Raw genomic sequence first — 15,355 nt, forward strand, 5'->3', positions numbered from 1 at the left:
TGACCCTCTTTAATTTTTATTAAGTTAGTCATAAATTCAGCTATTAACATATCCCTCAGCCCCTAACGACGCAAATCTCATTTTGCATGAAAATAAATCAGAATTTCGTTTTGTCTTGAACTTCAAATATCGCCAGAGGCATTGACTGTATTTCAACCAAAAATAAGCGAAAGTAACCATTGGATAAGTAAAAAATAGCAACAACTGAGGGACAAATAAAAATAAAGCCCCGCAGTTATATTTACTGAAGGGCTAACAGAGATTGAGAGAGAGAAAGCTACTCTTTATACATCGATTCAATTTCTAGCTGGTAACGCTCAGATATAATTTTACGACGTAGCTTAAGCGTTGGGGTTAATTCGCCTTTTTCCATTGAAAAGTTAGTTGGTAACAAAGTAAAACGCTTAACTTGGTGAAAATGTTCAAGGTTTTTTTGTAGCTCTTTTAAGCGGCTTTCAAATAACGCTACAATTTTAGAATCTTTTAACAGTTCGAGACGATCTCGATATTTCAAGTTGATAGAATTGGCATATTCTTCAAGACTGTCATAGCAAGGAACAATAAGCGCTGAAACAAATTTACGCGCATCGGCAATCACCGCTATATGCTCAATAAATCGATCTTGTCCCAATACCCCTTCAATCACTTGAGGCGCAATATATTTCCCGTTCGAGGTTTTCATCAGGTCTTTGAGTCTGTCAGTAATATAGAGATTACCGTCAGCATCTATTTTCCCTGCATCCCCTGTACGTAGCCAGCCATCTGCCGTAAAAGTATCCACCGTTTCTTGTGGGCGGTTATAGTAACCTTTCATCACCACTGGACCTTTCACTTGTATTTCATCATTCTCACCAATACGCACCGAAATAGCGGGTAAAGGCGTACCTATCGAACCTAATGGGTATTTGTTGGATTCCCAACAAGAAACGGTTGCGCAGGTTTCACTCATCCCATAGCCATATTTGATATTGACGCCTGCCGCTAAGAAGAAAGCAATAACATCATCATCTAAACGTGCTCCTGCCGCTGGCATGAAACGAATTCGCCCACCTAAGCCTTGACGTATTTTGCTTAATACTAATTTATCTGCCAGTGAATATAATTTTCGATTCACTAATGACAGTGATTTACCTTTCGATTGCGCTTTGACTTTCTGCTTACCTAACGCAATTGCCCATTTAAAGATTGCTCGGCGCATAAATGGGGCTTGAGATACTTTACCCTGCACTGCGCTATAAACCTTCTCATAGAAACGCGGCACTGCGCACATCACCGTTGGCTTCACCTCAGCCAATGCTTCTTTAACAAGATTGGTATTGGTTAAATAAACATTGCGCGCCCCGCTGTGCATCACATAGAAGCTCCATGCACGTTCAAACACATGGGATAACGGCAGAAAACATAATGAAACATCATCGGAAGAGAGTTCTAAACGATTATCGTGGAGATATAGCTGAGATGCCATGTTGTAGTAATCCAACATCACACCTTTTGGTTCTCCCGTCGTACCCGAGGTATAAATAATTGTAAATAAGTCACTGAGATTCTGTGCGGCAATCCGCGAATCTAGCTCTGATTGATATTGCGGCTGAGCTTGTGACATAAAAGTAGAAAGATGCATACAGCCAGATACTTGGCTATTTAGCTCAACATTATCATTTAATACAATAACTTGCTCTAACTGAGGGCAACGAGATAATAGCTGGCATGCAACTTGGTATTGTTCTTCATCACCAACAAATAGAATTTTAATGTTGGCATCATTGATGATGTAGGCAGCTTGCTCGACACTGCTGGTGGCATATAAAGGAACAGTCACAGCTTTAATCTGTAATACAGCGATATCCACTAAAGACCAGTTCATGCAATTTTGTGCAAAAAGCCCGACATTTTCCTGTGGAGCAATATTCATCGCCAGTAATTGACGGGAGATTGCGGCTGTACGTTCTCCTACTTCCGCCCACGTCAACTCACTTTGATGTCCGTTGTCCCATTGACTGAAAGCTATCCGATTCGCTGACTCGCTCGCATCAACCATCGTGCGTATGCGATTAACCATATGATATGGATATAGATTTTCAGTAATCAAGATGTAATCCCTATAGGTCATGATAAATTTAAGTCACTCGGTATATGCACAAATAACTTAACCTGTTACTTTTTTATTATTTTCAGCTTACAACTGTTAGCTGAATAAAATAAGTGTATAGTCTAAACAGAAGGGAGGAAAGGAATTAAATGTAAATTTTATGCAAATGTTATAGCCGCAACAAAACTCACCATAGTTATCACTATGATGAGTTAGTTATGTTCACATTTTCAATACTTAAATTGAGCTTACAGTTGTTCGACCAATTGACAGAATTGCGCTTTCATCCACTGATGGCCTTTATCTCTAGCCGTAGATTCATGCCAAGTTAAATAACATGGGCGCGTGCTATCTCCCCAAGGTAACGATAATGTCCGTAATTGCAGTTGACTCCCGTGACGGTCGACCAGCCATTTCGGTGCAATTGCCACTAAGTCTGTTTGAGCAACAATCGTTAATACACTATTAAGGTCAGTTCCTTGATAGCTAATCGTGTGAGACAATTCGGTATTATGATAATATGGCTTACTAAATGAACCAATATTATCCATCGCCATAATAGCGTGTCTTTCATTATTTAGCATTGCTTGATCAATCGTATTTTCAATTCTCGGATGGTTATTCGCCACAACTAAGACTAATTCATCATTAAATAAAATCTGATGTTGATATTCGGGTTTTTCGAATTGATTATAACCCAAGAAAAAGTCTATCTCTTGATACTTTAATTGGTGAGCAATGTTGTTATCTAAAAAAGAATGAATAAAAACATTAATATTAGGTGATACGACTTTGAATTTATCCACAATAATTGCTGCTAAGCGAATATCAAGTGGTGAGCAAATGGAGAGATTAAATGAACGTTCACTTTGCTTAGGCTCAAACCCAGCCCCCGGTAATTCATTATGGACTAATTGTAAAGCTTGCCTAACCGGGCCAAATAATTGTTTAGCACGTGAGGTCGGCTGAATACCACGACCATAACGCACAAACAACTCATCGTTGAACATAGATTTTAGGCGAGATACAGCATTACTTACTGCGGGCTGCGACATACCCAGTACTTGTGCAGCACGCGTGACATTCTGCATTTGCATTACAACATCAAAAACCGTCAATAAGTTCAAATCAACATTACGTAGATGAATATCGCTATTTTCTTTTTTTACTGTTGAGATCGTATCAAAATCAGTCATTTTTAACTCCACTAAATATATTTATCATTTTTAATTAATGAAAATGATCCATCAAAGCGATATTGACGAAAAATATAAAATCATTAAATATTATTCTTAAAACAACTTATCAATCATAAGCTATTTCGCTTTCCCTGCATTTATTAAAACGACGTTTCTATTATTTTCATCCATTAATAAGAATCTAGTTATAGATATCATCATAAAATGCAAATATTCATCAGTGTAATGAGTGCGTGTAACTTATTATAATCACAGCAACTCCGCTAAAAATAATAAAACAAATTCAGGAATAAATCATAATAAATATCTTCTATAGACACTAAAGCGTCCCATTATCAGATTAATTTTTTTATTATTCATTTATTATATAACTAACCATTTTTTAACCATTGATATAGTCAATGCATATAACGAGTATTATCTAGCCCCAGCATAGCTATAAAACAAAAAACAAATAAATATCAATCGGTTAAGTATGCCTTAATCTGGTTTTTGTTTATTATTAGAATTTTAGGCTGATTTTTACCCTTTTCATCAGGTAAAAACATCATGAAATAGACCAATTTTAGCTATAACAACTAAAGTAATACTGCTACCTGTTATCGTAGTATTGATAATTTAAAATTAAATTTGACTTCATTATTGAAATCACGTATCAATAAATGCAGATTATTTGAAATTTTACGAGAGACAGTTAACGATGACATTTTCTATCCGCCTCCTAAGCCTACTACTACTCGCAACCCACTTGCGCGGTATGCTTATGGATAGAAACTAACAAACACTGTCCACAAACATTAAAAACCCGCGCAACCAGCGGGTTTTTTTATGCCTGCGGCTAGATGGGAATTAAATAAACAGAATCAATAACAACAAAATTTAGTCTATGAGGAACGCATTATGAGCAACCAAGTTATCATCTTCGATACAACCTTACGTGACGGTGAACAAGCTTTGCAGGCGAGCTTGTCCGTAAAAGAAAAATTACAAATCGCATTTGCTTTAGAACGTTTAGGCGTTGATATCATTGAAGCTGGCTTTCCTGTCTCCTCTCCAGGCGATTTCGAATCCGTACAAACCATCGCTCGAGAAATTAAAAATAGCCGCATTTGTGCATTGGCACGTTGTGTCGAAAATGACATTGATGTAGCCGCTGAGTCGTTAAAAGTTGCGGAAGCATTTCGTATCCATATTTTCTTAGCGACGTCTAATCTGCATATGCAGAAAAAATTAAATAAAACGTTTGATGGTGTAATGGATATGGCGATTAATTCAATTAAACGCGCCCGCCGTTATACTGACGATGTGGAATTCTCCTGTGAAGATGCGGGTCGTACTGATATCGATAACTTATGCCGCATTGTCGAAGCCGCTATCGGTGCTGGCGCGACAACCATCAATATTCCTGATACCGTCGGCTACACCACGCCATACCAATTTGGCGGAATCATTACTTCTTTATATGAACGCGTCCCCAACATTGATAAAGCAATTATTTCCGTACACTGCCACGACGATTTAGGTATGTCTGTCGCAAACTCGATCAGTGCAGTTCAAGCCGGTGCCCGCCAAGTAGAAGGCACAATGAATGGATTGGGTGAACGCGCAGGGAATACCGCATTAGAAGAAGTGATTATGGCGATTAAATTACGTGAACAGATGTTGGGCGTTCATACCAATATTAATCACAAAGAAATTTATCGTACGAGCCAATTGGTCAGCCAATTATGTAATACCCCAATTCCAGCCAATAAAGCTGTGGTGGGTAGTAATGCATTCGCTCACTCTTCAGGGATCCACCAAGATGGTGTATTAAAGAACCGTGAAACTTACGAAATCATGACCCCAGAGTCCATCGGATTGAAAGGCCAGCAATTGAATTTAACCTCTCGCTCCGGTCGTGCAGCAGTCAAACATCGCATGGAAGAAATGGGCTATCAGGAAGGTAAAGATTTTAATTTGGATGAGTTGTATACCGCATTCTTGAATTTGGCAGATAAAAAAGGTCAAGTATTTGACTATGACTTAGAGGCATTGGCGTTTTTTGCCAAACAACAAGATGAAACCGACCATTTTGTGATGGATTATTTTAGCACTCAATCTGGCTCCAGTATTGTGGCAACGGCTACCGTCAAAATGCAGTGTGGCGATAAAGAAAAATCCGAAGCTGCAACAGGAAATGGTCCCGTCGATGCTATTTATCAGGCTATTAGTAAAATCACCAATTATCCAATGAAATTAGTTTCATACCAATTGTCTGCAAAAGGACAAGGTGAAAATGCCTTAGGCCAAGTAGATATTGTCGTCGAATGTTTTAGTCGTCGTTTTCATGGTATGGGGTTAGCAACAGATATCGTTGAATCATCAGCTAAAGCGATGGTGCATGTATTGAATAGCATCTGGCGAGCAGAGCAAGTAGAAAAAGAAAAACAAAAAATCACTCACCAAGAATCACAATTAAACACAAAGGAAGCGGTGTAAAAATGTCTACGAATTTTAATATTGCAGTATTAGCGGGTGATGGCATTGGTCCGGAAGTTATGGCTCAAGCCCATAAAGTGTTAGATGCCGTGAGCAAACGTTTTAACATTAATATTTCAACGCAAGAATATGATGTTGGTGGCGCAGCCATCGACCGTCATGGTGAGCCATTACCTAAAGCAACGGTAGAAGGTTGTGCAAATGCCGATGCCGTCTTATTTGGCTCAGTGGGTGGTCCTAAATGGGAGCACTTACCACCAGATAACCAGCCAGAGCGTGGAGCATTATTACCATTACGTAAGCACTTTAAATTATTCAGCAACTTACGCCCTGCTCGTTTATATCAAGCCTTAGAAGCTTTTTGCCCATTACGTGCCGACATTGCTGCTCAAGGCTTCGATATTTTATGTGTTCGAGAATTAACTGGCGGGATCTATTTCGGTCAACCGAAAGGACGCAAAGGTGAAGGCGCTGATGAATATGCATTTGATACTGAGGTTTATCATCGCTATGAAATCGAACGCATTGCTCGCATCGCGTTTGAATCTGCACGTAAACGTAGCCACAAAGTCACCTCGATTGATAAAGCTAACGTATTACAAAGCTCCGTTTTATGGCGTGAAGTTGTGAATCAAATTGCCAAAGAATATCCGGATGTCGACGTTACTCATATGTACATCGATAATGCGGCAATGCAGATGATTAAAGCACCATCTCAATTTGATGTCGTTCTGTGCTCAAATTTATTTGGTGACATTATTTCTGATGAGTGTGCGATGATCACTGGCTCAATGGGTATGTTGCCATCCGCCAGCTTGAACGCTGAGGGTTTTGGTTTATATGAACCCGCTGGCGGTTCTGCACCCGATATTGCAGGTAAAAATATCGCTAACCCAATTGCACAAATTTTATCGGCATCCATGTTATTTAGATTTAGCTTAAACCAAGCTGATGCCGCAGATGCAATCGAAAGAGCCGTCAATAAAGCATTAGAAAGTGGCTATCGTACCGCAGATTTAGCCGGTAATGGTCCATCAATCAGCACCAGTGAAATGGGTGACATTATTGCCCGTTATATTGCAGAAGGGGTCTAACATGTCGAAAACTTTATATCAAAAATTATATGACGCCCACGTTGTCCGTGAAGTCGAGAATGAAATCCCGTTGATTTATATCGACCGACATCTGGTACATGAAGTGACCTCACCGCAAGCCTTTGATGGATTGAGAACTAAAAATCGTCCGTTGCATCAACCAAGTAAAACATTTGCAACTATGGATCATAACGTTTCGACGCAAACTAAAGATATTAATGCTTGTGGCGATATGGCTCGAATCCAAATGCAGGAGTTAATCAAAAACTGTGAAGAGTTTGGCGTCACCTTATACGATTTAAACCATCCGTATCAAGGTATTGTGCATGTTATGGGACCGGAGCAAGGGATCACTTTACCGGGAACAACTATCGTATGTGGCGATTCTCATACGGCGACGCACGGAGCCTTCGGCGCATTAGCCTTTGGTATCGGAACCTCCGAAGTTGAACATGTAATGGCAACACAAACCTTAAAACAAGCCCGCGCTAAAACCATGAAAATTGAAGTCGTGGGTAAAACGCCAGCAGGGATCACAGCAAAAGATATCGTATTGGCAATCATTGGCACAACGGGTAGCGCTGGTGGTACAGGCTATATTGTTGAATTCTGTGGCGAAGCTATCGAAGCGTTAAGTATGGAAGGTCGAATGACTGTCTGTAATATGGCTATCGAGTTGGGTGCTAAAGCTGGCATCATCGCACCGGATGAAACTACGTTTAACTATATGAAAGGTCGCCAATTTGCCCCTAAAGGTCAAGATTGGGATGACGCTGTTGCTTACTGGAAAACATTGAAAACAGATCCAGATGCGAAATTCGATAAAGTGATTATCATCCAAGCAAACTCAATTGCTCCACAAGTCACTTGGGGAACTAATCCGGGTCAGGTGATCGCCATTAATCAGCCTATCCCTGCCCCAGAATCGTTTTCTGATCCTGTCGAACGCGCCTCTGCAGAAAAAGCATTAGCATATATGGGATTGAAATCAGGTATTAGATTATCCGAAGTGGCGATTGATAAAGTATTTATTGGCTCCTGTACAAATTCACGTATTGAAGATTTACGTGCTGCAGCTGCAATTGCTAAAGGCAAAAAAGTGGCCTCTGGCGTCCAAGCCATTGTAGTTCCAGGATCGGGGCCGGTTAAAGCCCAAGCTGAGCAAGAAGGTTTAGACAAAATCTTTATCGATGCGGGGTTTGAGTGGCGTTTACCGGGTTGTTCAATGTGTTTAGCAATGAATAATGACCGTTTAAATCCGGGTGAGCGCTGCGCTTCTACCAGTAACCGTAACTTTGAAGGTCGCCAAGGTCGTGCGGGTCGAACTCACTTAGTCAGTCCGGCAATGGCTGCCGCTGCGGCAATCAACGGTCATTTCGCTGATGTTCGCGATATTCAAATCTAAAGGAGATAATTATGGATAAGTTTATTAAGCATGTTGGAATTGTGGCTCCTTTAGATGCAGCGAATGTGGATACGGATGCCATCATTCCAAAGCAATTTTTACAGAAAGTCACTCGTACCGGTTTTGGTCAGCATTTATTCAATGATTGGCGTTTTTTAGATGATCAAGGTCAGCAGCCTAACCCTGATTTTGTTCTGAATAAACCCGTTTTTAAAGGTGCCAGCATCTTGTTAGCGCGTGAAAACTTTGGCTGTGGCTCGTCTCGTGAGCATGCACCATGGGCTTTAACTGATTTCGGTATTCAAGTCGTGATTGCACCAAGCTTTGCGGATATTTTTTATGGTAACTCATTCAATAACCAGTTGTTGCCGATTAAATTAAGCGACCAACAAGTGGATGAGATGTTCAATTATGTGAATAGCCACGAAGGCTGCCAATTTACGGTGGATTTAGAAGCTCAAACCGTCACGGCTGGCGATAAGACTTATTCTTTTGAGATTGATAGTTTCCGTCGACACTGCATGATGAATGGTTTAGACAGCATTGGCTTAACATTACAGCACGTCGCTCAAATAGAAGAATACGAGCAAAAGCTCCCCGCCTTTATGAATTAATCCCCAAGCCCACTTCGGTGGGCTTTTTCTTGCCTACTTATCGTCATAAAAGTAGAACTCGATTCCTATAAAAAATAACCTTTAATAAATCCTTCCCCATTAATTCCTAATATGCAATTATTCAATTAATTGCCTCTGTATATTTTTCAAAATAGTTCGCGTTGTGGCAAGGCGGCAAAATGAGGATATCTCAGGGAGCATACTTTATCGAGTGAAGCCAATACAGCCACAGCGTGAAATAAGAAGAAAAAAAGCCAGCTAATGCTGGCTGGTAAAAATACCATTACTCAATAAATGGGGGAGTAAACCTGCAATAAACAGGTCAATAGAGCTACTTACTGACTGCTATTATCTACGGAATAAAATATATTAAAATTGATGCATTTTTTGCCGGAGTTCCTCTTTTATGTCTAGTTCTCGGTTACAAACCCAATTTGTCCGCCTATGGCAACATTTTCAGGGAAAAAATAATGAAACCACCTTGCAGCAGCTTTCTGATATTTTGTTTTGCTCACGCCGACATGTCCGCACGTTACTGAATAACATGCAGTCCCACGGTTGGATCAGTTGGCAAGCAGAAGCGGGTCGAGGAAAACGTTCCAATCTGATATTCCATATCAATGGGTTAGAGCTACAGCAGGCCCAAGCAGAACAATTATTAAAAGAAGAAAGTATTGATAAGTTAGTCGCACTGGTTGGGGACAAAGAAACTATTCGCCAAATGGTGCTCTCCGAACTAGAGCGTAGCTATCGGCAGGGTAAAAACCTATTACGTATTATTTATTATCGCGATTTTCCAAATTTATTACCCGGCACCCCAATGCGCCGCTCAGAAATTCATCTCATGAGCCAAATATTTAATGGGCTAACTCATCTAAATGAGGAAAAAGGGGAAGTCGAAAATGGGATAGCCCATCACTGGCAAGCGATTAGTGATCAACATTGGCGGTTCTACCTACGCCCTGCCATCTTTTTTCATCATGGTCGCGAGATGCAAGTTGATGACATTATTCATTCATTAATGCGTTTAAAACAGCATTGGCCATTATTCTCTCATATCCAATCGGTCACATCCTCTCAACCTTATGTGATTGATATAAAACTTAGTCATCCCGATAAACAGTTTCCTTGGTTATTAGGCAGCCCTCATGCAGCAATCCTGCCTAAAGAATGGGAAACGTTGAATAACTTCAGCCAATGCCCTATTGGAACCGGTCCCTATCAAGTGGAAATTAATACCTCGCAAAAGCTGACAATCCAAGCCTTTGACCGTTATTTTGGGTATCGAGCCTTACTGGATGAAGTGACTATTTGGGTGGTACCAGACCTTTCTGAGCAAATGGTTTGTACTACATTGAAAATGGATGGAGATAAACGCCATAATGATTCCTTAGAGAGCAGAATGGAGGAAGGTTGCTATTTTCTCTTGTTCGACCAGCGTTCCGAGCTATCTCAGCGGGAAGATATTCGTAAATGGTTATGCAGCTTTTTAACGCCCGTTAATCTACTCGCCCATTGTGAATCTTTTTATCAACGCCATTGGGCGCCCGCATATGGATTATTGCTCCATTGGCACCACAGTAAAATGTTATCTCAACGCACCAAACCTAAAGATCTGACTGAATTAACCGTCACGTTTTACCGCCATCACCATGAATTTTTTGCTATCAGCCAGATCATGAAACGGGTTCTACAGACCCAAGGTGTCGAACTGAAAATCAATATTGTGGACTATGATGATTGGTTTAATGGAAATGCGCACAGTGATATTTGGTTATCCACCGCCAATTTTTATAAGCCTCTAGAGTTTTCTATCTTTGCCACACTCTATGAAATGCCATTATTGCGCCAGTGTCTCAATCAAAACTTAGAGAATGAATTGCAGCAATGGCGGCAGCAAGCCTTGGATGTCGAGTCTTGGTGTGAAAGCCTGATTGATTCTCAAGTTTTCCACCCTATTTTTCATCATTGGTTGGAGTTACAAGGTCAAAAAACAATGCGTGGTGTACGCATGAATACATTTGGTTGGTTTGACTTTAAGTCCGCTTGGTTTAAACCTTCTGAAGATAATACACAGAATTGATGATAGTTATAAACAGCTAGAGTGAGTGAGATGAATTTTATTCACTTTTTCTGTGGATATCCATGTTAACAACCAGATAGTAATCAGGGCATATCCTAAATGTTATTTTTTAATAAAAAAAGAAAGAATTTAATAAATACAATAAAATCATTAAATTAAACAGGTTTAATGACAATTATCCACTGTGGATTTTTGACCTGTTATTGTTTAGGAGTCTAACTGAACAAAGATCAAGCAACGTCTGATTTATCCACAAGGAATGTACTTAAGTTAGTCTATTTCTGTGATCAGGTTCAACAAATTACGATAGTCAAGGCTGTAAATTCACACAGTAATCCTAATTTCTCACAGTTATCCAGAAATCCTGTGGATAACCTAGTGCAAGATCCTGTGATTATCTTGGGATGAATTTGGATAACCCTAAAAATATTTCATTCCACAGACCATGATTAGTGAATATTAATAAGTATATCAGTTAGTTAAACAAGTCTAATAATCAGTGTTATAATTCACTTACTCAGCGGTTATTTTATTGTCTATTTTTTAAACAAAAATTAAACTTTCTATGTCTTTTACACCACCTTTGCCACCTGAAAATGAAACGGCTCTGCTAGAAAGAGCTCAAGCGCTAGCAGGATACACTCTCGGCGAACTCGCGAATATCGCAGGCATTGCTATACCTCCTAACCTCAAACGGGATAAAGGATGGGTTGGCACACTGCTGGAGTATTTTTTAGGTGCTACCGCAGGAAGCAAGGCTGAACAAGATTTTGCTGATATCGGAATTGAACTGAAAACGATTCCGATAGACCGTCATGGTAATCCCCTAGAAACCACATTTGTCTCCGTCGCTCCACTGACTGGAAATAGTGGGCTTACATGGGAAAACAGCCATGTGCGGCGTAAACTGTCTCGAATATTGTGGTTTCCGATAGAAGGAGAGCGTCAAATTCCTCTCGCCGAGCGGCGAGTTGCTAATCCATTAATCTGGAGCCCTTCTCCCCTTGAAGAGCAATTACTGCGCCAAGATTGGGAGGAATTGATGGATCTCATCGTGCTCGGTAAAGTTGAAACCATCACCGCTCGCCATGGGCAAGTATTACAAATTAGACCCAAAGCGGCGAATAATAGAGCCTTAACTGAAGGTGTTGGTGAATTTGGGCAACCCATTATGACGTTACCCAGAGGTTTTTATTTAAAAAAAGATTTTACAGGTCCATTATTAGCGCGACATTTTAATCTCGGTTAATTCGTCAAGGCATCGCCTGAATCGTAGCAGACGATTATTTACTCAATTTTGAAGGCATAAAGATGTTTGAGTGGTTTTTAGATCCCAATGCTTGGATGGCATTAGCAACCTTAACAATCTTGGAAGTGGTGTTAGGGATCGATAATATTATTTTCTTAAGTATCGTGGTCAGCAAGCTCCCGGCTCATCAGCAAAATAGTGCAAGGCGTATCGGGCTCATCGCCGCAATGGGAATGCGCTTAGCGCTATTAGCGTCCATCGCGTGGTTAGCTCGTTTAACGACACCATTATTTACCTTTGCAGAGCATGCAATCTCCGCTAGAGATTTAATTTTATTTGCTGGGGGACTTTTCTTGATTTGGAAGTCCAGTCAGGAAATTTTTGATACGATTGAAGGCGAAGATGATGAGAACTTGCTACAGAAAAAAGTGAGTTCATTTTGGGGTGCGATCGTCCAAATTGCCATACTTGATATTATCTTTAGCCTTGACTCAGTGATTACTGCGGTTGGCTTATCTGATCACCTCGTTATCATGATGGCCGCAGTGATCATCGCGGTACTGATTATGATGTTTGCAGCCAAACCAATTGGTGAATTTGTAGATAGATACCCATCGGTAAAAATCCTTGCGCTGTCTTTCCTCATTTTAGTGGGCTTTACCTTGATACTCGAAAGTGTACAAATTCACGTGTCTAAAGGTTATATCTACTTTGCCATGTTCTTCTCCATGTCAGTGCAGATGCTCAATATTTTGCGCAGTAAAAAATGGAAAATGAAACAAAAACAGAAACAGCAATAATGTCATCCTAAAGTAAGGCGCTTTTTGCTGCGGCAATCGCGCCTTCAACTGCCTTTTTCGCTTGAGGGCTATTTTTCCAACAACTAGATCCTGTTAATGCCGCTCCGGAAATCAATATTTCCTCATAAGAAGCATCACTGAGTTGTTGTAAAGATGAGAATCCCATTTGCTCAAGTCGACCAATCACTATCGGTCCAACACCTTTAACTGACAATAAAAGCTGTTTTTCTTCTTCGGAAAATGACATATAACTCCCTTTTGTCTGTAAAATCACGGTAATTGAGCGTATATTTTGCAATTAACCTATTTATTAATTTAAAATCCTATTATAGGTCTTATACTTCCTCAAATTGTGCTCCCTACGTGCTCATTATTCGCAATTTGAAATTAGATAATCATAAAAGTCATTGATGACTTTGCGATAAATACCGAAATGTCGCACTAGAAAATACTATCTTGCAGGTATTCATAATGTATAGCAATAAAATCACCAACACGCGCCATATGTCGATGAAATTGTCCGATGGACGCATACTGTGTTGGTATGAAGCAGGTCCTGAGCAGGGCTTTCCTGTAGTATTCTGTACAGGGGCAGGAATGAGCGGCATTCTTGGTTTTGGTATTGACCGTCTTGATGAACTCAATATTCGCTTAATTACCCCAGAGCGCGCGGGCTTGGGTCAATCGACACAAGATGAATTTAAATCCTTATCCCGTTTTGCCCAAGATATTCAGCAGCTGCTCACCGCTCAAAATATTCAAGATTTTTCTGTCATCGGTTTTTCTCAGGGCGCCGTATTTGCAATGGCATTAGCCTACTATTGTTCTCCCATTTCTTTATCATTAGTTTCAGGACAAGATCAGTTTGATTTTCCAGCCATAAAAAAACAACTCAAAAAAGATGTGATTAATATGCAGGAACAAGCAATTAAGACTCCTGATTCATTATCTGATTGGCTAATGCGAAATGTGACGTCCCAATGGCTACTGGCATTTATCCTCAATTGCAGCGCTGAAATCGATCAACAAATTTACAGTGAAGAACATTTTTTAGAAGCTTATAGCGAGTGTATGGAGCGGGCTTTTGTGCAAGGGAATCTTGGCTATGTTCAAGATTTGCTCATCGCCTTACAACCATGGCAATTTACGCCTGAAGTCATCCGCTGCCCAGTAGCCTTATGGTATGGCGAATTAGATGTCAGCGCGGTTCACTCCCCTGATTTTGGTAAAACATTGGCTCAACGCTTCCCAGATAGTGAGCATTTCCTGTTTTCCAATGAAGGAGGTGCAGTGCTGTGGACTCAAGCTTACCCTATCTTGGCACACCTAAAACAACACAGTATTAGAGCATAAAAAAAACGGCGCCTAATCATTAGATTGCGGCGCCATTTTTAATATCGATTTAACGATTATTTTTTAGAAGCTTGGATATACAACAATTCCAATGCAATCGTCGCCGCAGCGAGCGCAGTGATTTCAGACTGGTCATAAGCCGGTGCAACTTCCACCACATCCATCCCTACGATATTCAGGGATTTAATGCCACGCAGTAGCTTCAATGCTTTATCAGACGTTAAACCACCAATCACTGGCGTACCTGTTCCAGGTGCAAATGCAGGATCCAGACAGTCAATATCAAATGTCAGATAAACAGGCATATCTCCAACGATCTGTTTGATTTGAGCAACCATGTCATCAACACCACGATCGTTCGCTTGAGCCGCATCTAATACGGTGAAACCGTTGTCAGTATCGTGCTCCGTACGGATACCAATTTGTACTGAATGATTTGGGTCAATCAAACCTTCTTTAGGTGCATGATAGAACATAGTTCCATGGTCATACAGGCTGCCATTACCGTAAGTATCGGTATGAGCATCAAAGTGGACAAGCGCCATTTTACCGAAATGTTTAGCGTGAGCGCGCAGCAACGGCAACGTAACAAAGTGATCGCCCCCAAAGGTTAAGCAGCGCTTGCCGGATTCCAGTAGTTTTTCCGTGTGGGCTTGTAGCTTATCGCACATATCTTGCGCATCACCGAAAGCAAAAACTACATCACCGCAATCAACCACATTTAACTTATTTTTGAGTTTGAAATCCCACGGCCAGCGATGGCTTTCCCATGCCAGATTTGTAGAAACTTGGCGAATTGCCGCAGGTCCATGACGGCTACCAGCACGACCTGAAGTCGCCATATCAAATGGAACACCCGTGATCACCCAATCAGCATCAGAGCTGTATGGTTGAAAATTCAATGGAAAACGTAAAAATCCAAATGCGTTTGAAACCAGTGAGTTATCAACCTGATTTCCTAATGTGCTATTAATCATCACTGTTCCTT

12 protein-coding genes are annotated in these 15,355 nt (G+C 40.5%); 8 read left to right on the forward strand and 4 right to left on the reverse strand.

The genetic code is table 11. The features are described 5' to 3' along the window. Positions 1 to 277 precede the first annotated feature (277 nt). Complete coding sequence (locus PROVRUST_RS11620) at positions 278 to 2,059, reverse strand: AMP-dependent synthetase/ligase (RefSeq protein ID WP_248696642.1); 1,782 nt, start codon at positions 2,057 to 2,059, stop codon at positions 278 to 280. A 278-nt stretch (positions 2,060 to 2,337) separates the two neighbouring features. Then, complete coding sequence (leuO, locus tag PROVRUST_RS11625; protein ID WP_006815019.1) at positions 2,338 to 3,285, reverse strand: transcriptional regulator LeuO; 948 nt, start codon at positions 3,283 to 3,285, stop codon at positions 2,338 to 2,340. A 903-nt stretch (positions 3,286 to 4,188) separates the two neighbouring features. Here leuO and leuA point away from each other — a divergent pair. From leuA to PROVRUST_RS11660, 7 genes are all read left to right on the forward strand, one after another. Next, the gene (gene leuA / locus PROVRUST_RS11630) at positions 4,189 to 5,769 is read left to right on the forward strand and encodes a 2-isopropylmalate synthase (protein WP_006815020.1); all 1,581 of its coding nucleotides are present in this window, start codon (positions 4,189 to 4,191) and stop codon (positions 5,767 to 5,769) included. A gap of 2 nt (positions 5,770 to 5,771) precedes the next feature. Then, on the forward strand, positions 5,772 to 6,863 hold the full coding sequence (gene leuB, locus PROVRUST_RS11635) for a 3-isopropylmalate dehydrogenase (protein WP_006815021.1): 1,092 nt from the start codon (positions 5,772 to 5,774) through the stop codon (positions 6,861 to 6,863). A 1-nt stretch (position 6,864) separates the two neighbouring features. Further along, a complete protein-coding gene (gene leuC, locus PROVRUST_RS11640) occupies positions 6,865 to 8,268 on the forward strand; it encodes a 3-isopropylmalate dehydratase large subunit (RefSeq protein ID WP_006815022.1) in 1,404 nt (467 codons plus the stop codon). An 11-nt stretch (positions 8,269 to 8,279) separates the two neighbouring features. Beyond that, a complete protein-coding gene (gene leuD, locus PROVRUST_RS11645) occupies positions 8,280 to 8,882 on the forward strand; it encodes a 3-isopropylmalate dehydratase small subunit (RefSeq protein ID WP_006815023.1) in 603 nt (200 codons plus the stop codon). Between the two features lie 406 nt (positions 8,883 to 9,288). After that, entirely contained in the window at positions 9,289 to 10,965 is a 1,677-nt protein-coding gene (sgrR, locus tag PROVRUST_RS11650; RefSeq protein ID WP_039855141.1) for an HTH-type transcriptional regulator SgrR, read from the forward strand. Between the two features lie 565 nt (positions 10,966 to 11,530). Then, positions 11,531 to 12,214, forward strand: coding sequence for a DNA mismatch repair endonuclease MutH (mutH, locus tag PROVRUST_RS11655; RefSeq protein WP_006815026.1), 684 nt, complete (start codon positions 11,531 to 11,533; stop codon positions 12,212 to 12,214). Between the two features lie 62 nt (positions 12,215 to 12,276). Continuing rightward, on the forward strand, positions 12,277 to 13,014 hold the full coding sequence (locus PROVRUST_RS11660) for a TerC family protein (protein WP_006815027.1): 738 nt from the start codon (positions 12,277 to 12,279) through the stop codon (positions 13,012 to 13,014). Positions 13,015 to 13,021: 7 nt separating this feature from the next. Here the strand turns inward: PROVRUST_RS11660 and PROVRUST_RS11665 are convergent, their stop codons facing one another. After that, positions 13,022 to 13,261 carry a hypothetical protein gene (locus PROVRUST_RS11665; protein WP_006815028.1) on the reverse strand — a complete coding sequence of 80 codons (240 nt, stop codon included), beginning with the start codon at positions 13,259 to 13,261 and terminating at the stop codon, positions 13,022 to 13,024. Positions 13,262 to 13,485: 224 nt separating this feature from the next. Between PROVRUST_RS11665 and PROVRUST_RS11670 the strand changes: the two genes are divergently transcribed. Continuing rightward, positions 13,486 to 14,367, forward strand: coding sequence for an alpha/beta fold hydrolase (locus tag PROVRUST_RS11670; RefSeq protein ID WP_039855143.1), 882 nt, complete (start codon positions 13,486 to 13,488; stop codon positions 14,365 to 14,367). Between the two features lie 56 nt (positions 14,368 to 14,423). On the opposite strand, the gene speB is transcribed toward PROVRUST_RS11670, so the two are convergent. Continuing rightward, positions 14,424 to 15,344: an agmatinase gene (gene speB / locus PROVRUST_RS11675; RefSeq protein ID WP_006815030.1), complete on the reverse strand. Its 921-nt coding sequence runs from the start codon at positions 15,342 to 15,344 to the stop codon at positions 14,424 to 14,426. Positions 15,345 to 15,355 lie beyond the last annotated feature (11 nt).

It is taken from the genome of Providencia rustigianii DSM 4541, from assembly GCF_000156395.1.
Taxonomy (GTDB): domain Bacteria; phylum Pseudomonadota; class Gammaproteobacteria; order Enterobacterales; family Enterobacteriaceae; genus Providencia; species Providencia rustigianii.